Below are 18,082 nucleotides of genomic sequence, written 5' to 3'. Positions count from 1 at the left end.
GGTGATGACATTTCAGATGCCTCGGATGTCGAGTTTTGGATAGGGAACCTCGATGGCCGCACCGTGGCTAATCGCAGCAATGATCGGCTAGTGAAGGCACTGAGTGATTTGGGGCTAAGTCATCAACGTGTGGCCGGCGAAGACGAGCGAGCTTTTTCCGAAGCAATCGACGACAGCACGGCGGCTCCCAGCAGCGCGACAACTAGCGAGCCCGCGAGGATGCCGACCTTCACCGCCTCCTGAAGGGCGGCGTCATTGGCGAAGGCGAGCAGGCCCATGAACAGGCTCATGGTGAAGCCGATGCCGCAGAGCAGCGAAATGCCCAGCATGTGCAGCCAGCCGGCATTGACCGGCAGGTCGGCCAGGCCGAAGCGGATGGCCAGCGCCGAGGAGCCGAAAACGCCGACCAGCTTGCCCAGAACCAAGCCCAGCGGCGACGCCCAGCGTCAGCGGCTCGACAAGGGCGGCAAAGCTCAGGCAGCCTAGCGAGACGCCGGCATTGACGAAGCCGAAGATCGGGATGACCAGGAAGGGCACCAGCTTGTGCAGGCCGTGCTCCAGCCGGTGCAGCGGCGAATGTTCTTTATCGTGGCTGATGCCGGAAGACCGCTCCAGCGGGATGGTGAGCGCCAGCGCCACGCCGGCCAGCGTGGCATGCACGCCCGACTTCAGCACCAGAACCCACAGCACGGCGCCGAGCAGCAGATACGGCCAGAGCTTCATGGCCCGCATGCGGTTGAGCACCACCAGCAGGGCGATGACGGCGAAGGCGGCGGCCAGATAAGCAAGCGACAGGCCGCTGGTGTAGAACAGCGCGATGATGATGACGGCGCCGAGATCGTCGATGATGGCCAGAGCGGTGAGGAAGACCTTCAGCGAGGCCGGGCACGCGGCTGCCGAGCAGCGACAGCACACCGAGCGCGAAGGCGATGTCGGTAGCGGTCGGGATCGCCCAGCCGGAAAGCGCGGCCGGATTGCTGCGATTGATCAGGACATAAACCAGCGCCGGCACCACCATGCCGCCGGCGGCGGCGATGCCGGGCAGCACCCGGCGCGGCCAGGTCGAGAGCTGCCCGTCCAGCATCTCGCGCTTGATCTCGAGCCCGACCAGCAGGAAGAACACCGCCATCAGCCCGTCATTGATCCAATGCGAAACGCTGAGCGGCCCGAGATAGGCGTGAAGCACGGCGAAATAAGTTTCGGCCAAAGGCGAGTTGGCGACTATCAGCGCCAGGGCCGCGGCCACCATCAGGATGATGCCGCCGGCCGTCTCACCGTCGAGGAATTCGCGAGGGATTGATTTGGACCGGGGCATTGCTGAGCTCCTATGGAAAACGGATTGTCACGTTCTCCGTAGTCGGGGCGAGCCCGGGCGCACGCAGCACACGCCATCGGACAAACATAACAGCGAGACTTTGGAAACAAGCTTCCGCGATTTCCTGATACCGGAGCGTGTTCGTCGCAATATCTGCCATAGGTCTTCGGCAGTGAAGGTCGGGCGATGCGGACACGGTCTCAGCTGTGTGCGGACCATTCAATTCGATGGATTTATTGAAATCTCGGGAGCATACTGTGGCCAACGTTCCTTTTCGGGGAACAAGGTGGTGCGATTCGGCGTACGAAGCATCCCTATCGAATACTACACGCTCCGGGTCCTCGCACCCGCCGTTGAACAAATCTGTGGCGAGAGTGCCGTTATCGGCTACTTCGCAGATCGGCCGATCTTCGAGACGGTCACAGACACCTCCGGCGATCGATATCACTATGTGGGTCTCGCCCCACGCCTTTCTGACGGGCGTTATGACATCGAGTCCCTTGCCCAGGGTGAATGGATCGTCGAACCAGGCTTGATCTACAGGTTGGAGAATCCGGTCTGCGAAAAGAGGACGCATAATTAGAGCGAATTATCCTGACTGAACATAAGTTTTTGAGGCAAATTCAGCGAGAATTTGCCGAGGCAAGTCTGGCAGTTACAGCAGTTGTTAAGCGACAGATCATCTTCTATTTGGACCAATAGGTCTATGGCTGAAGGGGCAAATCGATGGCAGGAGAACCGAAGAAGCATGAAGGGGGTGTTTCCTATCACATTCCCGGTTCGGAATATTTTGAGAAGCGTGAACTGAAGCGCCATGCGAGTGTCTTCTCCTTGTGGGCACTCGGCGTCGGAGCTGTGATCTCCGGGGACTTTTCGGGCTGGAATCTCGGCTTTGCCGTTGGCGGCTGGGGCGGCATGTTCGTCGGAACGGTACTCATCGCCATTATGTATCTCGGCTTGACCTATTCCATCGCCGAGATGAGCTCGGCGCTGCCGCACACGGGCGGCGCCTATTCGTTCGCGCGGACCGCGTTCGGTCCATGGGGCGGTTTCATCACCGGCATTGCCGAGAACATCGAATACGTGCTGACGCCCGCAGTCGTTGTCTATTTCATCGGCACCTACATGACGGCGATAACCGGGACGCCAGACGCGTGGCAACCCATCTGGTGGCTTGTGGGCTATCTCGTCTTCGTCGGGCTGAACGTGCGCGGCGTCGCGCTTTCGTTTTCGGTGACGGTCATCGTCACCCTCATCGCTCTCGCGATCCTGGTATTCTTTTTCGTGAGCGCTTTGGCATCTGGACAGTTCGACTTTGCCAAGAATGCCATGAATATCGGAATCGGACCGGATGGGGCGGCCGCGGCGCTGCCAGAGGGCGAAGGGCCGTTCCTACCCTTCGGTCTCAGGGGTATCTTCGCCGCGATGCCATTCGCGGTCTGGCTGTTCCTGGCCATCGAGCAACTGCCGCTGGCCGCTGAGGAGTCAGTTGATCCCCGGCGCGACATGCCCAAAGGCATCATGCTTGGCATGTTCACGCTGCTGGCAACTGGCTTTCTGATCCTGATCATCAATCCGGCGCTGCCCAACGGGGCATTTGCCTACGGAACGTCGGGCGAGCCCATTCTCGACGGCTTCAGGGCCATATATGGCGCGAGCTGGGCCAAAGTCCTTGCGCTTTTCGCCGTCGCCGGACTGGTTGCGAGCTTCCATGCGATTATCTTTGCCTACGGGCGGCAAATCTACTCGCTTAGCCGCGCTGGCTATTTCCCGCATTTCCTTTCGGTGACCCACGGGGAGCATAAGACCCCCAATGTTGCGCTCATCGCGGGATCTCTGGTCGGTTTCGTGGTGATGCTGGTGATCTGGTTCGCCCAAGGCGGCGAAGCGGCCGGTACCTACATCGGAGGGACGCTTCTGAACATGGCCGTGTTCGGGGCGATGTTCTCATATCTCCTTCAGGGCCTGACCTTTCTGCAATTGCGCAATCGTTTCCCCAACATTGAACGGCCCTACAGGAGCCCCTTCGGCGTTCCCGGTGCATCTCTCACGGTCATCATCGCCTTGATCACGATCGGCTTCCAGTTGACCGATCCACTTTACAGGCAGGGCATCATCGGCGTGGCCGTCTGGTATGGGCTGGCGATCATTTACTTCGCAGCTTATGGCCGGAATACTCTTGTCTACTCTCCTGAGGAGGAATTTGCAGTCAAGCAGCGTGAAGGTGCAAAATCGATGTAGCGTGCGCCCCGGGCGCGACCGACGCCGCGAACCGGGGCGGCTCTGCTATAGGCAGCGCCGGATGCGTCTCGACGGTCGGCGCCATCTCGCTTACTCCATCAAAAGCCATTCCTGCGACGCCGTTGGAAAAGCGTCCTTCGATGTGAGTTACGCCGTCGGCCCACGTCTGCCACGGGGCGTGATACCCAACGGGCAAGACGGTCACGCTCTCGCCCGGCATTTCTGGTGAAGGCGTTAATTAACCTCAAGCAAAACCGAGTTGCCGCCCTTACGCACCAGGGCAACAGCAAAAATGGTACCCGGAATATCTCGCCGCTTCGGGTTTAACCAAGTCATCGCGGCGGAAACCGAAGCTTTGTTTTTGCGCAGCGCGTTCGCAATCCCGGCGCCTGCAAGGGGAGTCGGATCAGATCACCACCTGGGTGCCGATCTCGACGACTCGCCCGGTCGGTATCTGGAAATACTCCGTCGCATCGGCAGCTGTCCGCGCCAGCCCGATGAACAGCTTGTCCTGCCACACCGGCATGCCGGAATTGGGCGAGGCCTTGAGCGAGCGCCGCGACAGGAAGAAGGATGTCGACATGATGTCGAACTTCCAGCCCTGCTTGCGGCAGATCGCGAGCGCACGCGGGATATTCGGCTGCTCCATATACCCGAAGGTCAGTGTCACTCGCATGAACAGCTCATTGAGCGTATCCATCTTCACCCGCTCGCTGTCAGGCACTACCGGCTGCGGCGCCGTCACCACCGAAAGGATGACGTTCTGCTCGTGCAACACCTTGTAGTGCTTGAGACTGTGCATGAGCGCGGTCGGCGCACTCAGCGGGTCGCTGGTCAGGAACACCGCCGTGCCCGAAACCAGATACGGCTTCTTCTTCAACAGATTGCCGGCAAGGAAATCGAGGGGGATCTCATTGCGGCGCGTCTTGTCGAACAAGTAGCGACCGCCGCGCACCCAAGTCCAGATGATGAGGCACATCACCAACGCAATGGTCAGTGTAACCCAGCCTCCTTCGACCACCTTAATGATGTTCGAGCCGAGGAATACCAAGTCCAGGATCAGAAAGAGTGCCGATGCTGCAAGGGCGCCGGTAACTGACCAGTTCCAGATTCGGCGCATGACGATGAAGAGAAGCAGGTCCGTGACCACCATCTGACCGGTTACGGAGATTCCGTAAGCCGATGCGAGGTTGCCCGACTTCTGGAACCCGAGCACCAGCATCATGACGCCGATGCCGAGCAACAAATTGACCCTCGGAAGATAGATTTGGCCAACTTGCGTCTCGGATGTGTGTAGGATGCTGAATCGCGGCAGAAGATTCAGCTGAACGGCTTGACGCACCAGCGAAAACGCCCCCGAAATCACTGCCTGACTGGCGATGATCGTCGCGGCGGTGGCCAAGACGACCATCGGCACTAGCGCCCAGCGAGGCTGCATGTCGAAGAAAACATTCTCTGGCAATCCGGTGCGGTTCAAAACAAAGGCGCCCTGCCCAATGTAGTTGAGCAGAAGGCACGGGAACACGATCCACAGCCAAGCCATCACAATTGGTCTGCGTCCAAAGTGGCCAAGATCGACGTAAAGCGCCTCAGCGCCGGTCACAGCTAGAAAAACAGCGCCGATTGTACCGAGCGCAAGTGCTGGATTGGCCGCGAGAAAATGGACGGCGTGGTAGGGATTGACGGCCCACAATACTCCGGGATTGGTGACGATGTGGCTTATGCCGGAGACCCCCAGCGCGAGAAACCATGCGAATGTAATCGGCCCGAAAACGCCCCCAATGGCGCCGGTCCCGAATCGTTGGACCGCGAAGAGCCCAGCAAGAATGACAAGCGTGACTGGCAAGACGTATGGCTCAAGGGCCGGTGTGACAGTCTCAAGACCTTCCACTGCAGCGAGCACCGAGATCGCTGGCGTGATCATAGAGTCGCCCGTAAACAACGCCGCGCCAAGCACGCCCAGGATCAAAATGGCAACTGAGCGAGCCGGAAGACTACTGCCGGCCAGGGACATCAGGGAGAGCGTGCCGCCTTCGCCCTTGTTATCCGCCCGGAGAACAAACGTGACGTATTTGACTGTTACGACGAGGGTCAGCGCCCAAATGATCAACGAAAGAATGCCTAGCACATCCTCACGTGTCGCCGACCCGTCCGATGCGGCAACAAGCATGGCTTCGCGAAACGCGTAGAGAGGACTTGTCCCGATATCACCATAAACGACGCCGAGAGCGCCCAGAACCAGTATTCGCAGGCTCGCTTGGGAGTGGACATCATGCGCAGCGGACTGTGCTGCTGCCCCGCCGTCGCCTGCATCGGCATTGCTCATAAACTGCTCCTCTGGCTAGAGGAAACGTTTCGTTGTCGTTGTCCTCGCGCCGTTTGCTGACTTCCCGTCCCGGGTGTTTACGGTCGAGCATGCCGGAAATGTTGACGGTCAAGGGCTAGAGCCAGGAAACGACCCACGATATCGACCGATGTCGAAGGCGTCGCAGGACGTTCATCGGGATCAAATGCGAGCCCAATGGCCGCGCGCGGGCCCCCTGCCGTTGTCTTTACGGGCCAGAAGTCAAAGCGCGAGGTCAACGCCGGATAGACTCCGGCGCTCACGACAAGTCCTGTTGCCAATGACGATTGCGCTGCCTCAATCTCGGCTTCCTGGGGCTCTACATTGCCGACTTTCTCGACGAAAACCTTTTTGCCGTCCAAAACGAGAATGACGACAGGAACTTGGAAGAGCGCAGCAAGCATGCGGCAAGTGATCGAGACGATCGCCTTCGCATTATCGATCCCCGCGACGTCGCGACTATAGTTTTGCAGCATCGTTGCCTGCCTCCTCAGGAGCGCCACTTCAATTGCGCGCCGCCGCGAGGTAAAGGCCATGCCACTGACGATAAGTCCGACGACGAAAAGCAGTCCAATCGCCCAGACGTTTGCGGGGTCATCGACGATCAGCGTGTAGCGAGGCTCGGTGAGGAAGAAATTGTAGGCGAGCGCACCAAGTACCGCCGAAAAGAGCGTCGGGCCCAAACCTAGGCTCACAGCCCCTATGATCACCGGCACCACAAAGATGAGCGAGATGTTCGGGATCGCCACCTGGCTGTCGACACCGACAGCCACGACGGTCGCGAAGGCGGTCATTGCAAACGAAGCAAGATAGCGTATCGCAGCGGGAGCATCGGCCAAGCCGAAAAGCGACTCGGCACCCGGCGACGATGTATTGTCCTGTTGCAGCCACGGGTTGACATCGGCCATCGCTTCACTCCCGGCCAGGATTGCCCTAATGCGAGCCTAGGCCGATGCGCATAAAGATTCCATTCGTGCGGCAGGCCTAAGATATAAAGATTCCATAGTGGAAAGACGGCGGCTCCGTGAACTAGACGGCTATTGATTTGTGATGAAAGCGGGTGCGGGGCCGGCTTTGAAGCTGCTGGAACTCAGCCGCCCCCCTCCCCAGGCCAGCAAGGTCGGCCGTTGCGCTTAGGCAGACGCCAGGAGCTTCCAGAGCGCGAGTACTCTTCAAGCTTGTCCGATTGCGGATTCGGATATCCCGACCTCCTTCACCAGCCCCGGCTATTCCGTTGGCAGTGCGCGACAAAAGTTCGAAAAGCTTCGAGGAAACCCCAGTCGATCCCAGTTGTAGGACCGTACGAGGGTGATGCCGATTCACGCTGTCACGGAAGGGCACGTGCCAGAAGGTCGATGCCTTCCCACGTACACTAGATACGAATCGCGTATCCCACTTTCTCCACAAGCACCGCAATTTCGGCCTGAGGCGAGACCCAGAAAGTTCGAAAAGCTTCCAGGAACCCCAGTCGACCGTGAATTGTAGAGCAACCAACGACCGCTCTGGGGCCGCAAGCGGAACTTCCGGTTCGAAAGCAGGATTTCGGCAAGCAGACCTTGAGTCCTCTTCGGGCATCGACGTGGTGGGACCCGGGGCGGACATCGGGGAAGCTGCGTGATTTGAACCTGTTCGAGCCCATGTTATATTTATAGAGGAGGAGAGCCATGAACCTCCGGAAAGGTAGACCATTCATCGTGAAGGGGCGGCTGTCCCGTCCTGAGTGAGGGCAGCCGTGAGCGACCAACGCAAGCCGCCGGATACTGTCGCGCCAATCAACGTCTCACATAACGAGACTGTATCTTTTGGCCCGTTTCATCTGAATGCCGCCAATAGATTGCTCTTGAAAGGGCAGGAGCCGGTCGCGATTGGCGGCCGTGCACTGGATGTCCTCGTAGCTCTTGTAGAACATGCCGGCGAGGTCCTGAGCAGACGCGAGCTAATTGCGCTCGTCTGGCCTGATGTGACCGTGGAAGAAGGAAGTCTTCGGGTACATCTTTTCAATCTCCGCAAAGCTCTGAGCGACGGCCGAGACGGCGCGCGATACATCGCCAATGTTCCGGGTCGCGGCTACAGCTTTGTAGCGCCAGTGCAACGCTCCGCTCCCACATGGCCTGAGGCCCCTGTCAGCCAGGCGAACAGGCCTCGGAAGCTGCCTTCTCGACTGGAAAGGATGATCGGTCGTGACGAAGCAGTCGCTGATTTGTGCTCCCTGCTAACGAGCCGCCGATTCGTTAGCGTTGTCGGACCGGGCGGCATGGGCAAGACGACTGTTGCGGTCGCCGTCGCTCACGAATTGCGTGAAAAGTTTTCCGATAGAATCTACTTTTTGGATCTGGGCGCGCTGGGTGATTCATCGCTCGTGGCCAGCACGGTGGCATCGACGCTTGGACTGATCGGTCAGGCCGAGCAGGACCCTGTGTCCGGCATGGTTGCCTTTCTTGTCGATCAACCAATACTCCTCGTCCTCGACAGCTGCGAGCACGTCATCGAGGCGGTCGCCGCACTATCAGAGCGGCTCTTTACCGAAACGCTGCTCGTGCACCTGCTCGCGACCAGTCGCGAGGCGCTTCGTGTCGAGGGGGAGAACGTGCACCTGCTGACACCTCTTGAGGGTCCGGTCGAGACGTCTGTGCTGACGGCAGCCCAGGCGCTTGCTTCGCCCGCGGTGCAACTCTTCATGGAGCGCGCGGCAGCCAGCGGCTACAAAGCCAACCTTAGCGATGCGGACGCGCCGCTTATGGCGGCGATATGCCGTCGGCTTGATGGTATCGCGCTGGCAATTGAACTCGCGGCCGGCCGGGTGGGCACCTACGGAATTCACGGGACCGCAGACCTGCTTGACAATCGCTTCAAGCTACTTTGGCACGGTAGGCGGAGTGCCATCCCGCGTCATCAAACTCTGCAGGCAATGCTCGACTGGAGCCACAACCTCCTGTCCGAGTATGAACAGACGGTCCTGCGCAGGCTTTCTGTATTCGTCGGTGCTTTTACGCTGGAAGACGCACTGGCGGTCGCGGGGGAAGACGACTCTGATGGGCACAAGGTAGCCGATGCCGTCGAGAGCCTTGTTGATAAGTCGCTTATCAGAATGTCCGACCTCGGAGGATCAACTTACCACCGGCTCCTCGACACAACGCGGGTGTACGCGGCAGCCAAGCTGGCGGAAACCGGCGAGAAGGAATCGCTCGTAAGGCGTCACGCGCTTCACTATGCCTCTCGCTTCAAATCTGATGCGACAAGAGCGACAGCGTTCGGAAGCCGTGACGTGTCTGCCTACGAGCCGCATATGGGCAATATCCGGGCAGCGCTTGAGTGGAGCTTCTCGGAAGCTGGCGAGGCGCAGATTGGCCTCGAACTGGCGGCCGGAGCGGCACCTCTTTTTCTGGGGCTCTCGCTTCTCGGCGAATGCGAGCAGTGGTGCCAGCGCGCCTTATCCGCCTTGCGGGAGTCAGATCGCGGCACTACCCGCGAGTTGGCGCTTCAGGCGGCATTGGCGATCTCATCGATGTTCACGCGCGGCAACAGCGACGAAGTAAGAAGGGCGATCGAGCGTGGGATTGGACTGGCCGAGGCGCTGCGGGATGCACAGTACAAGCTGCACTTGCTCGCCGGCCTAAACATCTTTCTTACCCGAATTGGCGATTTCCGCGGGGCACTGGCCGCGGCTGAGCGAAGCGTGCTCGTCGCTGGAGAGCTTGGCGAGCCGTCAGGGGTCATTGTGGCCGAGTGGATGCTTGGCGTTTCCCACCACTTGGTTGGAAACCAGGCTGCCTCACGGCGACATTGCGAACGTGGACTAGCGTTGGAAACAGAGGCGGGCAGCGTTCAAGTCGACTTCTTCGGCTACGACCACAGGGTACGTGCGTTGATTGCCCTGGCGCGAGCCTTGTGGTTGCTAGGTAATCAAGAAAGGGCACTAAAAACGGCGGATCAGGCCGTGGAAGAGGCCACCAAAAGAGAGCACCCGGTCGCTCTATGCATGGCGTTGGTTTATACAGTGCCGGTCTACCTTTGGAGCGGGGACCTCGACCGGGCGGCTCATTGGATCGAACGCGTTCTTGCCCACGCAGCAAAGTATTCCCTGGCCCCCTACCATGCAATCGGGCTTGCTCTGAAGGGCGAACTCATGATCTTGCGTGGCGAACCGGCCGAGGGCGTACGGCTCCTGCGGAACGCCGTCGCAACCCTTAATGCCGAACGGTTCAACATCCTTGCGACTGCATTCTTCCGGGCGCTCGCCGAAGGGATGATGAAATGTGGCCAGTCGGACGAGGCTGCCGTGATGATCGACCGCGCTCTTGCCCTGGCGGAGGAGGCGGGCGAGACGTACGACCGTCCGGATTTGATGCGCGTCTGGGCTGAAATTCGCATGGCGGTCTCGCCGCCGGATGTTGTGGCGGCAGAGGAATCGCTGCGGCAGGCGCTCTATTGGGCCAGTAAACAGTCAGCGTTGGGATGGGAATTGAGGGCAGCTATTCCGCTAGCCAAGCTCTGGAAGCAACAAGGCCAGGCGGACCGAGCAAGGGACTTGCTGAGCCGCCTCCTTCAACGGTTCGAGGAGGGGTACGGCACCGTAGATATGAACGCAGCCAACGGCCTTTTGGCCGAGTGGACAAGTGCGTCCGCGAACACCCCGCCTTGATGTCGGCCACCAACCTAAACTGCTCTTAACAACGAATAACAAGCAATCCTAAGCTTGCTGGGCAACGATCCCTCTGTGGTTGAGCAGATCGCGCAACCGCGTCCGAACAAGATCGGACCAACAGAGGAGGATATTATGTCATCACAATCACTCACACGCCGCGAAGTTCTTGCAACCGCCGCTGCGGCCGGGGCTCTCGGTACGCTCGCTGGGTCACTGCCGGCTGCGGCCAGCAGCGATTCTATCCGCCCCTTCACCGTCAACGTCCCGCAGAAAGAGCTCGACGAGCTTCGCCGGCGCGTCACCGCCACCCGCTTGCCCGATCGTGAAGCGGTGACGGACTTCTCGCAGGGCGTGCCGCTTGCGACGATTCAGAAGCTCGCTCAATATTGGGCGACGGATTACGACTGGCGCAAGGTCGAAGCTCGGCTCAACCGCTACCCGAACTTCGTTACCGAGATCGACGGGCTGGACATCCACTTCATCCATGTCCGCTCGAAACACGAGAACGCTTTACCTGTGATCGTGACGCACGGATGGCCCGGCTCGGTTATCGAGCAGCTGAAGATCATCGATCCGCTGGTTGATCCTACCGCACATGGCGGCACCGCATCGGACGCATTCCACGTGGTGATACCGTCGATCCCGGGCTACGGGTTCTCGGGTAAGCCGACTACGACAGGCTGGGGACCAATCCGTATTGCACACGCCTGGAATGTGCTGATGAAGCGGCTCGGGTATAACCAGTATGTCGCCCAGGGCGGCGATTGGGGTGCGATCATCACCGACACGATGGGCGTGCAGGCGCGTCCGGAGCTGCTCGGCATCCACTTGAACATGCCCGGCGTGATAACACCCGACATCGACAAGGCAGCCGGGGCCGGCGCGCCTGCACCGTCCGGCCTAACCGCCGAGGAGCAGCACGCTTACGAGCAGCTGAAGTTCGTCTACACGAAGGGCGTCGGCTACGCCTACCAGATGGGGCTGCGCCCGCAGACCCTCTACGGAATCGCGGACTCCCCCGTTGGCCTGGCCGCCTACTTTCTCGACCATGACGCGCGCAGCCTGGAGCTAATTGCGCGCGCCTTCGCCGGGGAGACCGAAGGCCTGACGAGGGACGACGTCCTCGACAACCTCACGCTCACTTGGCTGACGAATACGGGGGTTTCCTCCGGGCGCCTCTACTGGGAGCGGCTCGCCGAAGGCAATGGGTTCGGTTTCTTCAACGTCAAGGGCGTGTCCATACCGGTTGCCGTCAGCGCCTTCCCGGACGAGCTTTTTCAGGCGCCTCGCAGCTGGGTCGAGCGGGCCTACCCCAAGCTGATTTACTACAACAAGCCCGATAAAGGTGGGCACTTCGCCGCGTGGGAGCAGCCTGCGGTCCTCGTCGCTGACGTCCGAGCGGGATTCCGCCCGCTGCGACAGGCAATCTGACGCGAGCCGAGGCGTTTGGGCGTCTCGGCCTCCCGCCTGAAGCGGATCGGGCTGCAGCCCGGTCCGCCGCACATGAACTCACAAGGCACTCGAAACGGAGGAAATCGACATGACTGGTAATCAGACGCGCGGCGGCACCGCGATATCGACTCCAGCAGCGCGAGCGGTCGACTTGAAGCTCGAGGTCGCGGTCATTCCTGTGGCGGATGTGGAGCGCGCCAAGCACTTCTATGCCAGTCTGGGATGGAGGCTGGATGCCGATGCCGTGGGCGACGACTTTCGGGTGATCCAGTTTACACCTCCGGGCTCTCCGTGCTCGATCATCTTCGGCAAAGGAGTCACTCCCGGTCTCTATCTCGTTGTATCCGATATCGAGGCAGCGCGCGCGGAGCTTGCGGGTCGCGGTGTCGACGTGAGCGATGTGTATCACTATTCCGATCGTGGAGGCCGCATCAGTGGCCCGCATCCCGACCGGCGCAGTTACGCCTCGTGGGCCTCGTTCAGCGACCCCGCGGGAAACGGCTGGCTGCTGCAGGAGGTTACTGCGCGACTGCCCAACCGCGTGGATCACGACACCACTTCTTATACCTCGTCTGCGGAGCTTGCAGCAGCACTGCGGCGCGCATCGGAAGCCCATGGCGAGCATGAGAAGCGGACAGGCGGACAACGCGATGAAAATTGGCCGGACTGGTATGCCGAGTACATGGTGGCGGAGCACGCCGGCAAGCCGCTGCCGGTATGAGGAAGCTCCCCAGGTAACCTAATACGAGACCGACATCGCAATATAACCTTTTTGAAGACTGGATCGAAGGCGTCAACGATGATCGGCGTGATTGAACGACGGGGTGATATCAATGCGTAACTTCGACTTAGCGCCTCCCACCAGTACCCAGAGGCGGAAGTTGGAGGCTGACCTCAGCGATGAAGAGCGGCAATTGCTGCTCGAACATGGCGAGGAGCCTCCATTCTGTGGTGTTTTCCTCCACGAGAGACGCGAGGGGGTGTACACCTGCCGTTTATGCGGGTTGCCGCTGTTTAGGGCGCTCGCGAAGTTTGAAAGCGGCACAGGCTGGCCAAGTTTCACTGCGCCAGTCGCTCAGGATCATCTCCGGAGCACCCAAGATAGGCGCTTTGGCATTCTCAGAAAGGAGATTATTTGCGCTCGTTGCGGCGCGCATCAAGGTCATGTCTTTCCGGATGGCCCTCCTCCGACACGGAACCGTTATTGCATAAATTCAGGATCGCTCGAGTTCACACCTGCCGGGAGACCGCTGCCGGACAAACTCAGCCGAGGTCGTCCCGAAGGTGAACTGTGGAGTGGTTGAACTCCACTACCATCTGTGACAATCAACGCGGCGTTTGGGCCAATGACACATAAGGTGCAATTGCGAGTTGCAGCGCGGTCGCGGTCGATGTCCGGTATCAGACGGCCAGAGAACTCACCTCTATGCCGGAATGAGGCGCGTTGCCGACGGGCAGCATGGGGGCCGAAGGGGGAGCTGCCTGCTCGTTGCCCTTACGAGCATGGAACAGCTTAGACCAGCCGGGTATCGCCAGGAAGCTGCCCCTCTTCCAACATCGCCAGGAATAAGCGGTGTTTGTCAGGCACACCTTTGAGCACGTGCTCTCCGTGATCTGCGAAACGTAGGCCTGAGCCTGCCACCAAGTCCCTCACGGTTTGAGAGGTCAAAACCATTCCGGCCTCCGCTGAACTCATGATCCTTGCTCCTGTGTGGATAGCGAGGCCTGTTACGTTGGTCCCGACAATCGCACATTCCCCAACGTGAACACCCGCTCGAATGTCGATCTCAAGCTGCTTCACCGAGGCGGCAATGGTGAGGGCACACCGTACCGCGCGCGCTGGCCCGTCGAACAGTGCCAAGAAACCATCACCGGCAACCGAAAACTCCTCGCCGCGGTAGCGTGCGATTTCCTTGCGTACGACGTTGTAATAGGAGGTTAGCGTATTGCTCCATGCTTGATCCCCGTCCCTCGCTAGATGGTCCGTTGATGACACGATGTCGAGGAACAGTATCGCGGCTAGCTTTCGGTCAGGCGTAACCTCCGGCGTCACACCGGTCAAAAACGACTGAATGTCGGCCAGGATCGTATCCATGTCCTTGGCGACGAAGGTGTGTATGTCCCCGGGATACTCCCTCATTTCTGCTTGAGGTATGCGCCGCGCCATGTCGCGCGCGGCTTCAGCCGATGCAACCGGATCGTGGGAACGGATCATGACTAGCGTTGGCATTGAGATCGCAGGAAGGATATTCCGGATATCGATGTCCCGATTCATCGCTTCGTAGGCCGCATATGCGGACGGGCTCGCCGCGGCCCTCATAACACGCGCTTGGGCATCGACCACCGTTTGATCGACACTAGGCCCGAGCCCGACCCCTGCTCCACGGATGTACTCGTCTGAGGGGCCGTTCTCAGCCACATCCTTGATGAGCTGATCATACGCCTCGGACGACAAACCCCATGGGTGGTCTTCTGAAGCGCACCAACGAGCTTGCGTACCCCAGACGATTAGCGATCTCACGCGGTCCGGGTTCAAGGCAGCAAACAAACTTGTCATCGAGCCCCCCTCGGAAACACCGAAAAGACTGGCACGCTCAACCTTCTCGGCATCCATCACGGCCCGGATGTCGTCAGTCCGTTCCTCAAGAGTCGCCATTCGGATTGGGCGATCGGACAGCCCCGTTCCACGCTTGTCGAACTTGATAACCCGGCAGAACGCCCCGAGCTTCTCGAAAAACAGAGCGCGCAGTGGCATTTCCCATTCCAGATCGAGGTGGGATGCCGTTCCCGGTGCCCAAACAAGGTCTATTGGACCACTCCCCCAGACCTGATAGGCGATGGCCACCTTCCCGCTTCGCGCGTACTTGGTTCGGGGTGTCATCTCATCATTGCCCTATGCGGAAATGAACATGGATCAACGCTAACCTGCGGCCCTCTTGTCTGCAAACTCTCTTCACGCCTCAACCGGAAGATGCGCCATGGCTCCGCGTCGCCAGAACCGATCGACGCGATTTAGCGTGATGCTTTCGATGGTGCTCTACGCCGCCGACGGGATGGTCTATAGTCGTCGGCAGCCTGGCCGGTCGGCGTCGGTAATTGCTGCATGACGGTGGCCGCGCCCTATGAGGGAGCGATCGCATGATCGTCGAGCTGAACGACATCCGGGCCGCGGCCGAGCGCATCAGGGGCAATGTCCGCCGCACGCCGGTGGTCGAGGCGACCAATCTCCAGTCGGGAGCTGGCGAAGGCTATCGGCTTGCTTTGAAGCTTGAGCTGCTGCAGGTCACGGGCTCGTTCAAGGCGCGGGGCGCCACGAACCGGCTGCTGGCGCTCGATGCTGCCGACATCGCTCATGGCATCGTCACCGCATCAGGGGGAAATCACGGCATCGCCACGGCCGCGCCGGCTTCATGGCACAGGTGCCGGCCACCATTTTCCTGCCGAGCAACGCCTCGCTCGAGAAGATCGAAAAGCTCCGGGCCTGGAAGGCCGACGTTCGGATCGTTGGCTCCGCCTGGCATGAATCCAACGTCGCCGCTCTCGCCTTCCATCGCGAGACAGGCGCGGCATATTTCCATCCCTTTGCCGACGCGGATGTTGTCGCCGGGCAGGGAACGGTCGGCCTCGAGCTGCTCGAGGATCTGCCTGAGATGACCACCGTGCTCGTGGCGATGGGTGGCGGCGGCCTTATCACGGGGGTGTCCACTGCGCTCAAGGCGCTGAAGCCGGCTGTGCGAGTGGTCGGCATCGAAGCCGAAGGATCGCCGGTGCTGCTGCGTTCGCTGGAGGCGGGCCGCAACATCGCCCTCGACAAGGTGACCACCTCGGTAGCAACAATGTCGTGCGCGCGCTCCGACGATCGAATCTTCGAGGCCGTTCGCGATCGGGTCGATGAGATCGTGCTGGTCAGCGACGACGAAATGCGCGCCGCAGCCAAGTGGCTCTGGTTCGAAATGGGCTTGGCAGCGGACCTCAGCGGCGCTGCCGCCCTCGCCGCCCTGCGCAAAGGTCGCATCTCGATAAAGAAGAATGAGCTGGTCTGCGCGATCGTTTGCGGCGCCGGCTCTGATGCAATTGCCACCTAAGCTCAGGCGCTTTGTATTCGCATCTGGCAATTGAAGCTAGGTAAAATGGCGACCGCTTCTAGCAAGCACGACCTCTACAGTGGTCGCCGGCGATGTCCGCATTCCGGATGTTGCAGGCTGATCTCTACGGCCGACTGCGGCGCATGCTGCCTTCCCGACATGGGGCCTTGCCCTAGCTACTCCCAAATACGAGCAACCGGTAACCGCACACAATAGAAACAAAAGGCTTGCCTTTAAAGCGCGCCATATCTCTCCTAAGGTGCACTAACTTGCTCGCTCTTCCGGTTCGCGCGGCTTCTCGGCGCGGTGATGCTCCCACCGGCGCGTAGCGACGATTGCTTGCGCTTTAAACGCAAAAAAACCGCCCCGGTCAGACCGGGACGGTTATTGATTTATGATAGAATTGGTTGCGGGAACAGGGTTTGAACCTGGTAACCTCACTTTCGAAGCCCTATTGACAGACAAACCGGTTGCATCGCTGTATTGGCGGCACCCTACTCTGACTAGAACGCCATATCCTAGGCGGGTGGTATGTTCACGTTATGATGGAAGATGTTGTTCGGGTCATAGCGCGTTTTCAACTGCCGCAGCCTTGCGAGGTTTTGACCATAGGCGGCCAACGCTGCCGCGCCGGCGTCCTCGTCTGCCCCCAAATAATTTGCATAGCGACGCTTGCCAGCAAAGGGCTCAAGGGCATCGAAGCTGGCGCGCGCCCAAGCGGTGGTGCGATCCGCAGAGGCCTTGTCCATCCATTGGCCAAGCACGAGCGTGTTGAAGCCAATGTCACGGAGCGCGAAGGAGGTAGAATCTACCGGAATGCGCGACGCAAAACCGTGGAAACCTTCCAGCAAGATCGAGCTTGTTGGAACTGGGCAGCGCTCATATGCGGTCACGAGGGCCTCGACCGCGTCATCGTCAAGGCGCGGAAGGAAAGTGGACTTCCAATAGTTGAAGGCGCCGGTAGGGAAGCCCGCGTCCAGCATTCCATTGAGTTCCGTATAGGGTATCGGCCCCAGAGCGTCTACCGCCACGGTCCCAAAGCTCCGGATCTGGCGCCCAACGACCTCAGTATCTTCAGCGGAGCCGATATGACAGGAAACGATTGCAACGATCGGGGTGCCTGACCCGTCTGGCGCAGTCGTTAAGGCGGCGACCAGCATCAGGTCGTCCGAGGCGTTTTCGGCAAGGTCGCGGAACCTGCGGAGGACTTGTCTCGCCTCTTGGAATGGAAAGGCAACGATCCCCCCGAACACGACTGGGCCGATGGAATGCAGGCGGAACTCGAAGGAAGCGGCAACGCCGAAGTTGCCACCGCCGCCACGTAGCGCCCAGAAGAGATCGGGATTTGCGTCGGCGCTCGCCTTCACCACGGAACCGTCAGCGAGCACCAGATCGACAGAGATCAGATTGTCCAGCGCCATCCCGTATTTCGGCATAAGCCATCCAAGGCCGCCGCCGAGGGTAAGCCCGGCAACCCCCGTACTTCCGATCACCCCTCCAGTGGTCGCCAAACCATGTAACTGGGTCTCTCTATTCAACTCCCTCCAAGTCACACCGCCCTCGACGACGGCCGTCTGGGCGGCGGCATTCACGTGCACTCCTTTCATCAAGGAGAGGTCGATCATGAGGCCATCGTCGACCACCGCACGCCCCGCGATGTTGTGGCCGCCGCCGCGTACGCAAATCTCCAGTCCGGTCGCCTGGGCGTAAAGGACAGCATCGACGATATCGGCAATACCTCGACAACGGGCAATGACTGCGGGGCGTCGGTCGACGAGGCCATTGTGTATCCTCCTTACCTCATCAAAAGTGGGCGCGCCGGGCTGGAGAATTGATCCGAGAAAATTGCGAGCAAGTTCTGTTTGGACTCCCATCACGCTTCCCCTCCTGTCAGGCGACCGCACTGTCGCGGAAGCCACGGTGAAACCGGCGCAGAAAGCGAACGGTCCGAACGATTCTACGTCGGAATTTATTAGCCAAGGGGATCATGATCCTGGTGA

The 18,082-nt window shown here is 59.9% G+C and carries 11 protein-coding genes and 1 pseudogene; 6 read left to right on the top strand and 6 right to left on the bottom strand.

Going from position 1 to position 18,082, the window contains the following annotated elements; genetic code table 11:
- Window positions 1-122: 122 nt before the first annotated feature.
- Window positions 123-1,315 (bottom strand): annotated as a pseudogene (gene nhaA, locus EJ072_RS20115) (Na+/H+ antiporter NhaA).
- A gap of 726 nt (window positions 1,316-2,041) precedes the next feature.
- Here nhaA and EJ072_RS20105 point away from each other — a divergent pair.
- Window positions 2,042-3,556, top strand: coding sequence for an amino acid permease (locus EJ072_RS20105; RefSeq protein WP_126080971.1), 1,515 nt, complete (start codon window positions 2,042-2,044; stop codon window positions 3,554-3,556).
- A 406-nt stretch (window positions 3,557-3,962) separates the two neighbouring features.
- On the opposite strand, the gene EJ072_RS20100 is transcribed toward EJ072_RS20105, so the two are convergent.
- Together EJ072_RS20100 and EJ072_RS20095 are read right to left on the bottom strand one after the other, a co-directional pair.
- The gene (locus EJ072_RS20100) at window positions 3,963-5,882 is read right to left on the bottom strand and encodes a potassium transporter Kup (RefSeq protein WP_126080970.1); all 1,920 of its coding nucleotides are present in this window, start codon (window positions 5,880-5,882) and stop codon (window positions 3,963-3,965) included.
- A 77-nt stretch (window positions 5,883-5,959) separates the two neighbouring features.
- On the bottom strand, window positions 5,960-6,808 hold the full coding sequence (locus tag EJ072_RS20095) for a DUF4118 domain-containing protein (RefSeq protein ID WP_126080969.1): 849 nt from the start codon (window positions 6,806-6,808) through the stop codon (window positions 5,960-5,962).
- A gap of 1,346 nt (window positions 6,809-8,154) precedes the next feature.
- Here EJ072_RS20095 and EJ072_RS20090 point away from each other — a divergent pair.
- The 4 genes from EJ072_RS20090 to msrB all read left to right on the top strand — a co-directional run bounded on the left by EJ072_RS20090 (window position 8,155) and on the right by msrB (window position 13,301).
- Complete coding sequence (locus tag EJ072_RS20090) at window positions 8,155-10,542, top strand: transcriptional regulator (protein ID WP_245466921.1); 2,388 nt, start codon at window positions 8,155-8,157, stop codon at window positions 10,540-10,542.
- A 135-nt stretch (window positions 10,543-10,677) separates the two neighbouring features.
- Window positions 10,678-11,976, top strand: a complete 1,299-nt coding sequence (locus EJ072_RS20085; protein WP_126083691.1) for an epoxide hydrolase family protein — start codon at window positions 10,678-10,680, stop codon at window positions 11,974-11,976.
- Window positions 11,977-12,085: 109 nt separating this feature from the next.
- Window positions 12,086-12,718 (top strand): VOC family protein, encoded by a 633-nt coding sequence (locus EJ072_RS20080; protein WP_126080967.1) that lies wholly within the window; start codon window positions 12,086-12,088, stop codon window positions 12,716-12,718.
- A gap of 112 nt (window positions 12,719-12,830) precedes the next feature.
- Window positions 12,831-13,301: a peptide-methionine (R)-S-oxide reductase MsrB gene (msrB, locus tag EJ072_RS20075; RefSeq protein ID WP_126080966.1), complete on the top strand. Its 471-nt coding sequence runs from the start codon at window positions 12,831-12,833 to the stop codon at window positions 13,299-13,301.
- 209 nt (window positions 13,302-13,510) lie between these two features.
- On the opposite strand, the gene EJ072_RS20070 is transcribed toward msrB, so the two are convergent.
- Both EJ072_RS20070 and EJ072_RS37335 read right to left on the bottom strand, forming a co-directional pair.
- Window positions 13,511-14,842 carry an adenylate/guanylate cyclase domain-containing protein gene (locus EJ072_RS20070; RefSeq protein WP_189343056.1) on the bottom strand — a complete coding sequence of 444 codons (1,332 nt, stop codon included), beginning with the start codon at window positions 14,840-14,842 and terminating at the stop codon, window positions 13,511-13,513.
- 275 nt (window positions 14,843-15,117) lie between these two features.
- Window positions 15,118-15,351, bottom strand: a complete 234-nt coding sequence (locus tag EJ072_RS37335) for a hypothetical protein (RefSeq protein WP_210211666.1) — start codon at window positions 15,349-15,351, stop codon at window positions 15,118-15,120.
- A gap of 56 nt (window positions 15,352-15,407) precedes the next feature.
- Between EJ072_RS37335 and EJ072_RS20065 the strand changes: the two genes are divergently transcribed.
- A complete protein-coding gene (locus EJ072_RS20065; RefSeq protein WP_210211602.1) occupies window positions 15,408-16,082 on the top strand; it encodes a pyridoxal-phosphate dependent enzyme in 675 nt (224 codons plus the stop codon).
- Window positions 16,083-16,600: 518 nt separating this feature from the next.
- Here EJ072_RS20065 and EJ072_RS20060 read toward each other — a convergent pair.
- Window positions 16,601-17,956 (bottom strand): FAD-binding oxidoreductase, encoded by a 1,356-nt coding sequence (locus EJ072_RS20060; protein ID WP_245467370.1) that lies wholly within the window; start codon window positions 17,954-17,956, stop codon window positions 16,601-16,603.
- Between the last annotated feature and the right edge of the window lie 126 nt (window positions 17,957-18,082).

Origin of the sequence: Mesorhizobium sp. M2A.F.Ca.ET.046.03.2.1, assembly GCF_003952425.1 — a bacterium.
Classification (GTDB): domain Bacteria; phylum Pseudomonadota; class Alphaproteobacteria; order Rhizobiales; family Rhizobiaceae; genus Mesorhizobium.
The sequence above is the reverse complement of the archived record's forward strand: the minus strand, read 5'-3'. Positions and strand labels throughout refer to the sequence as shown.

What these genes read in the sequence shown, in the direction of transcription:
- EJ072_RS20105 (WP_126080971.1), top strand. Translation starts at nt 2,042, where the DNA reads ATGGCAGGAGAACCGAAGAAGCATGAAGGGGGTGTTTCCTATCACATT.
- EJ072_RS20100 (WP_126080970.1), bottom strand. Translation starts at nt 5,882, where the DNA reads ATGAGCAATGCCGATGCAGGCGACGGCGGGGCAGCAGCACAGTCCGCT.
- EJ072_RS20095 (WP_126080969.1), bottom strand. Translation starts at nt 6,808, where the DNA reads ATGGCCGATGTCAACCCGTGGCTGCAACAGGACAATACATCGTCGCCG.
- EJ072_RS20090 (WP_245466921.1), top strand. Translation starts at nt 8,155, where the DNA reads ATGGGCAAGACGACTGTTGCGGTCGCCGTCGCTCACGAATTGCGTGAA.
- EJ072_RS20085 (WP_126083691.1), top strand. Translation starts at nt 10,678, where the DNA reads ATGTCATCACAATCACTCACACGCCGCGAAGTTCTTGCAACCGCCGCT.
- EJ072_RS20080 (WP_126080967.1), top strand. Translation starts at nt 12,086, where the DNA reads ATGACTGGTAATCAGACGCGCGGCGGCACCGCGATATCGACTCCAGCA.
- msrB (WP_126080966.1), top strand. Translation starts at nt 12,831, where the DNA reads ATGCGTAACTTCGACTTAGCGCCTCCCACCAGTACCCAGAGGCGGAAG.
- EJ072_RS37335 (WP_210211666.1), bottom strand. Translation starts at nt 15,351, where the DNA reads ATGAGCGATGTCGGCAGCATCGAGCGCCAGCAGCCGGTTCGTGGCGCC.
- EJ072_RS20065 (WP_210211602.1), top strand. Translation starts at nt 15,408, where the DNA reads ATGGCACAGGTGCCGGCCACCATTTTCCTGCCGAGCAACGCCTCGCTC.
- EJ072_RS20060 (WP_245467370.1), bottom strand. Translation starts at nt 17,956, where the DNA reads ATGGGAGTCCAAACAGAACTTGCTCGCAATTTTCTCGGATCAATTCTC.